Origin of the sequence: Inquilinus limosus MP06 (assembly GCF_000767795.1) — a bacterium.
GTDB classification, from domain to species: domain Bacteria; phylum Pseudomonadota; class Alphaproteobacteria; order DSM-16000; family Inquilinaceae; genus Inquilinus; species Inquilinus limosus_E.
The window spans coordinates 1-5,829 of record NZ_JANX01000406.1; the positions used below are offsets into that span (position 1 = coordinate 1).

Consider the following 5,829-nt stretch of genomic DNA (forward strand, 5'->3'; position numbering starts at 1 on the left):
TCCGCCGCGGCGGCGAGGGCCTCGGCCGCCTCGCGGCACCGGCCGGCGGTCCCGGTATCGCCCCGGGCCTCCAGCCATTCTGCGCCTCGGCGCAGCGCGGCGCATTGCACGACGCCGGTGTAGTAGTCGTGGCCGAGGCTGTCCTCCCAGATCTCGAAGCTGGGTTCGGCGTGATGCGCCAGGACGAAGTCGAGGTCGATGCGCAGCAGCCCGGCTGCCTCGTCCCGAACCTCCGGTGCCAGCACGCCATCCTCCAGGCAGCGCAGCAGGGTCAGGGCCTGCAGCGCCGACCCGTCATGCTGCGGCCGCGACCAGTTCAGCGTGTCCAGCGTGGCGTCCGGGTTGACCCGGACCTCGCCCCAGATCCGGTCACCGGCGACGCCACGCAGATCGGCCTCGGACCGGACATGCTGCACGAAATCCGGATCGACGCCCCGCTTCGCGTCGCCCCGGGCCAGCACGGCGGCGCCGGTCAGGCCGCGCAGGCCGAGGCTGAAGCGGATGTAGTCGGCGATGGCGCCGGCATCGACGGCCGGCCGGGCGCCGTCGGCCACCAGGATCCGCAGCGCGTCCATCACCAGCGCCGAATCCCGGAACCAGTGGAAGAAATAATCCGGATCGGGGTCGTAGGCGCCCATCACCGAGGATGCGACCACCGACCCCGGACGCGGCACGATGCGCTGGCGGAAGGGCGGCCGCTGCTTCACCAGATGGGTGGCGGAGACGCCGAGCGTCAGGTTGCGGGCCGAGACCGCGTACTGCCGGTCGATCCAGCCGGCAAGGGCCGCGCTATCGATGGGGTTCAAGCTTCGATCAGGCCGAGGCGGGTCTCGATCCGGTCGAGCCGCTTTTCAATCTTGTCGAAGCGCACCGAGTGTTCGGCCAGGACGACCTCGATCCGCGCGGTGTTAACCTCCAGCCGGCCGACGCGCGCGGTCAGATCGTCCAGGCGGTCGACAATGCGGTCCATGCCGGCACGGAGATGCCGGAGATGTTCGAGGACGAGGTTCTCGGTGTTCTCGTTCATGGCAACGCCAGTGTAGCAGAGTTTCCAAGAGAAGGGCGATGGGCGGGAAAGTCACCTCGCCGGTTGTCGCCATTAACCCAGATACGGGCTCTTGAAGCCGAGGGTGCGCAGGCCGCGCTGCACGTCCGGGTCGCTCATGAACAGCTTCCACAAGAGGCCGGTGCGGTGGTTCTCGATCATCACCACGATCGGGCCCTGGTCGATCGCCAGATAGGTGTCGGCCACCCAGTCCGCCTGCTCCGAGAACGCATCGACGAAGCCGAATTTGTCCCAGATCCGGTCGCCCAGATTTTCGTAGAAATGCCGCAGCGCCCGCATCGACTGCTCGGGTGTATAGGGCATGGCCGACAGGGCCGCGGTCGGGCTGATGACGCCCAGGTCGTTGTCCGGCGCATGGGCCGAATAGCCGCCCGGCGTGTCGCTGGCGGTCAGGCCCCAGCAATCCGGCCCGTAGCCCTTGAAGCCGTTCGGGTTGCGGATGCAGTGCTCGTAATTGATCAGCGTGTGCCGGCGGTTCTGCTCCCAGTAGTCGGCGTACTGGTCCTTGAGCCCACGCGGGTCGAGGCCGAGGAAGGAGTAATGGCTGAAGAACAGCGGCCCGCCATAGGGCATGCCCAGCGGCAGTTCGATGTCGTAGTAGCGGCGCTGGCTGAGGAAGTACCGGCCGACGGCGTAGCCGCGATGATAGACCTCGGCGTCGATGGCGTAGCGCGGCGAGGCAGCGGCCATGACGTAGGCGATCAGGCACTCGTTCCAGCCGCGGATCTCGTGGCCCAGGCCCCAGCCGTTGTTAGCACCCCAATGCCAGAACAGCACGTTCAGCCCGCCGCGCGTGTACCAGTTCCACTCGGTCTCGTTCCACAGCCAGCCGATATGGTTGCGCAGCTCGGTCTCGGCGGCGGTGTCGCGGTCGAAATAGCGCCGGGCGGTCAGCAGCCCCTGGAACAGGAAGGCGGTCTCGACCAGGTCGCCGCCATCGTCCTTGCGGCTGAACGAGACGGTGGCCCCGGTGCGGCCGTCGAGGAAATGCGGGAACACGCCGTGATGCGAGGTCGTGTGCTCGAGATGGCGCACGATGGTCATCAGCCGCTCGACCGCCGCGGCGCGCTCGATCCAGCCGCGCTCGGCGGCGACGATGATGGCCATGATGCCGAAGCCGGAGCCGCCGGTGGTCACCCAGTCGTTCGGCGCCTTGCCGGCCCGGTCGGTGCGGTCGGGAATCATGCCGCTGACCGGATGCGCCGCCTCCCAGAAGAACCGGAAGGTCTGGCGCTGCACCAGGTCGAGCAGGGCGTTGTCCGACAGCGCCGCCGCTCCCTTTTTCGGAGCGCGGCGGGTCGCAGGCCGTTTGGTCATTCCATCGGGTCTCGGTGGTGGAGCAGGGGGGCGAAGCCGGCGGAGGAGGGGATGGCCCGCCGCGGCGGCCGGCCGATCGGGATGCGGCGCTCGCCCGTGACCTCGTCGGTCAGGTGCAGCCGCAGGACCCGGGTGTAGAAGCCGTTCTTGACCTCGCGCCGGGCGATGGTGATCACCGCCGTCCCCGGCAGCTCGTGCTCGAAGATCGACATCGCGGTCTTACGCCGCTCCTCGTCCAGGGCGTCGACCATCTCGTCGATGAACACCCATTGCGGCTTGTGCAGCAGCAGCCGCGCGAAGGTCATCGTCTGCAGCTCGTCGCTGGTCAGCTCCTTGTCCCAGTTCTTCACCTGGTCGAGCGAGATCTCATGATGCCCCATCTCGGTGCGCCGCAGCGCGGCGCAGATCTCGTCATCGGTGAAGCTGGACGAATCCATCGGGTAGGTCAGAGCGTCGCGCAGAGGGCCTGGCGGCAGGTAGGGACGCTGCGGCAGGAACATGGTGCTGGCCTGCGGCGGCATCACGATGCGGCCGGTGCCCCAGGGCCACAGCCCGGCGAAGGCGCGGAACAGCGTGCTCTTGCCGCCGCCGGTGCGGCCGACGATCAGCACGCGCTCGCCCGGCTTGATCTCGACCTGCTCGTCGTCCAGGACCGCCAGGCCGCCGGCCGACAGCACGCCCAGCTTCTCGAAGCCCAGCGCCTCGCCGCTGCCCTCGGCGATCTCGATCTTGCGCGGCTCGCCGTTCAGGTTCTCCAGCGTCACCAGCGTCTCGCGGAAGCTCATGACGCGCAGCAGCGTCGCCCGCCAGTCGGCCAGGTTGCTGAAATTGTCGACGAACCAGCGCAGGGCCTGCTGCACCTGGACGAAGGCGCCGACCGCCACCATCAGCTCGCCGAAGGTCAGGTCGCCGCCGAAATAGCCGGGGGAGGCGACCAGGATCGGGGCGACGATGGTGAACCAGCCATAGCCGGCGGTGATCCAGGTCAGGTTGGTGACGGCGCGGACATAGCGCAGCATCACCGCGACGATGCGGTCCAGGTCGGTGTCCAGCCGCCGCCGCTCATCCGACTCGCCGCTGTCGAGGGTGATGCCGTCGACATGCTCGTTGACGCGGACCAGGGCAGCGCGCAGATCGGCCTCGCGGGCATAGCGCTCGGCGTTGATGTTGATCAGCGGCTTGCCGACGCGCCAGCTGATCCAGGAAGCCAGGGCGGCGTAGAGCAGGGCGCACCAGACCATATAGCCCGGGATCTGCAGCGCCATGCCGTCGATCCTGAGGACGATGCCCTGGGACAAGATCCACAGCACGCCGACGAAGCTGCCCAGCAGCAGGGTCGCCTGCAGCAGGCCGATGCCGAGATCAGTCGACAGCTCGGTCAGGTGCCGTGTGTCCTCATGGATGCGCTGGTCCGGATTCTCGCCGATCTCGCCGGCGCCGGCCAAGCGGAAGGCGCGCTTCGGCTTCAGCCATTCGGTGAACAGGTCGCGGGTCAGCCCGGCCCGCAGCCGCACCTTCAGCGTCTGGTTCAGCCAGGCCTGGGCGACGTTGAGGGTCAGCAGCACGCCGGCGATGAAGACGAAGACGATCAGCTGGTGGAAGAAGCCGCCCAGGCTCTTCTGCGCCAGCGCGTCATAGAAGGGCTGATTCCATGCGTTCAGCCGGATCTGCGCCGCCGCGGTCAGGCCGATGACGACAACGACGCCGGCAACGAGAACGAGGATCCGCTTCCAATCCGGTGATGCTTTCAGCGTCCGGAACAGGGTCAGGAGCTGAGAAGGAAGACTCTGGCTGACGATCGAATGCTCTTGACCAGCAGCCGTGTTCGACGCCTCGGGCGCCTGTGCCATTGAACCTGTCCGATCCCTACCGCGTCTCGCGCTCCCATTCGGGATGCCTGTGTCGATCATACTCACACAGTCGAGATCGGTCGTGCACCGAATTGAAATGCCAGGTTTCGTGCGGGTTTCCGCGCCCATCACGCCCCCCGTTCCGCTTCGCTGGCGCGGGGAGGGCCGAAGACTCGGCGGCAAAGGCGCCGGGAAACAGCCAAAAATCGTCCGGCATCGAGGCGTACCGAAGCGGCAGAAGAAATCGCTATCCACCCCTTCACATCGACAATCATGCCGCTCTTTATGATTCGCATCGTAGAAATAATATGACCGTTACACTGGATGATGGATGATGAACTCCGAGTGAATTCAATAGAAGCGTAGCACGGAGTCCGGGGCAATCCTCCATCAATATCGGATGAAGCCGGCGAAACGAGGGCAGGGCTGCCATATTGTGGGGTATCGTGGGATTCCAGCCACAGCGATAACCGCCCCGCCTCGTCATGCGGCGACGCGGCGCGGGCGGGCTGTGGGCTGGGAAGATGAAGGACCGTTTCCATGCTGTGATGGAAGCATGGGCGGCGGATCCGGGCTGTGACTGCCGTAACAGCCCGGTATGTCGCGGCTGCTCAGAAGGCGACGCGATCGCCGCCCTTCAGCTCCAGGATCTCGCGGGCCTCGTCGGGCGAGGCGATCTCGAGGCCCAACCCCTCGATGATCTGGCGGGCCAGCCGTACCTGCTGCGCGTTCGATTCCGCCAGCCTGCCGGGACCGGCCCAGAGCGAATCCTCGAGCCCGACCCGGACATTGCCGCCCATCGCCGCCGCCATCGCTGCGATCGGCAGCTGGTTGCGCCCGGCGCCCAGCACCGACCACTGGTACTGGTCGCCGAACAGCCGGTCGGCGGTGCGCTTCATATGCGCCACGTCCTCCGGATGCGGGCCGATGCCGCCGAGAATGCCGAACACCGTCTGGACGAACAGCGGCGGCTTCACGAGCCCGCGCTCCAGGAAATGGTGCAGGTTGTAGAGGTGGGCGGTGTCGTAGCACTCGAACTCGAAACGGATGCCGTCATCGCTCAGCGTCCGCAGGATGAACTCGATATCCTTGAAGCTGTTGCGGAACACCAGGTCGCGCGAGGCCTCCAGCGCCTCCGGCTCCCAGGCGTGCTTGAACTCCTTGAACCGGTTGAGCATCGGGAACAGGCCGAAATTCATCGACCCCATGTTCAGCGACGCCACCTCCGGCTTGAAGGTCTGGGCCGGCAGGATGCGCTCCTCGACCCGCATCCAGGGGGCGCCACCGGTGGTGAGGTTTACCACGCAGTCCGAGCGCTGCTTGATCACCTTGAGGAAGGGCTCGAAGGCCTGCGGAGTCTGGTCGGGCTTGCCGGTCTGCGGGTCGCGGGCGTGCAGGTGGACGATGGCGGCCCCGGCCTCGGCCGCGCCGATCGCCGCCTCCGCGATCTCCTCGGCGGTCACCGGCAGGTGCGGCGACATCGACGGGGTGTGGATCGCCCCGGTGACGGCGCAGGTGATGACGATCTTGCGGCTCTTGGCCATCAGGCTGTCCTCTGGTTCAGGATTCGGTCGGGGCGGCGGGCTGCGCCGCCTT

Annotated in this window: 5 protein-coding genes; all 5 read right to left on the reverse strand. The window is 67.1% G+C overall.

Going from position 1 to position 5,829, the window contains the following annotated elements:
- On the reverse strand, positions 1-806 hold an 806-nt coding region (locus P409_RS24300; protein ID WP_238578765.1), incomplete at its 3' end, for a glycoside hydrolase family 15 protein.
- Positions 803-1,027 carry a hypothetical protein gene (locus P409_RS24305; protein WP_034844705.1) on the reverse strand — a complete coding sequence of 75 codons (225 nt, stop codon included), beginning with the start codon at positions 1,025-1,027 and terminating at the stop codon, positions 803-805. The genes P409_RS24300 and P409_RS24305, both read right to left, overlap by 4 nt.
- Before the next feature lie 72 nt (positions 1,028-1,099).
- Positions 1,100-2,383, reverse strand: coding sequence for a glucoamylase family protein (locus P409_RS24310; RefSeq protein ID WP_034844707.1), 1,284 nt, complete (start codon positions 2,381-2,383; stop codon positions 1,100-1,102).
- Positions 2,380-4,233 carry an ABC transporter ATP-binding protein/permease gene (locus P409_RS24315; protein WP_081991767.1) on the reverse strand — a complete coding sequence of 618 codons (1,854 nt, stop codon included), beginning with the start codon at positions 4,231-4,233 and terminating at the stop codon, positions 2,380-2,382. Before P409_RS24315 ends, P409_RS24310 begins: the two co-directional genes overlap by 4 nt.
- A gap of 611 nt (positions 4,234-4,844) precedes the next feature.
- Entirely contained in the window at positions 4,845-5,777 is a 933-nt protein-coding gene (locus P409_RS24320; RefSeq protein ID WP_034844708.1) for a beta-keto acid cleavage family enzyme, read from the reverse strand.
- Between the last annotated feature and the right edge of the window lie 52 nt (positions 5,778-5,829).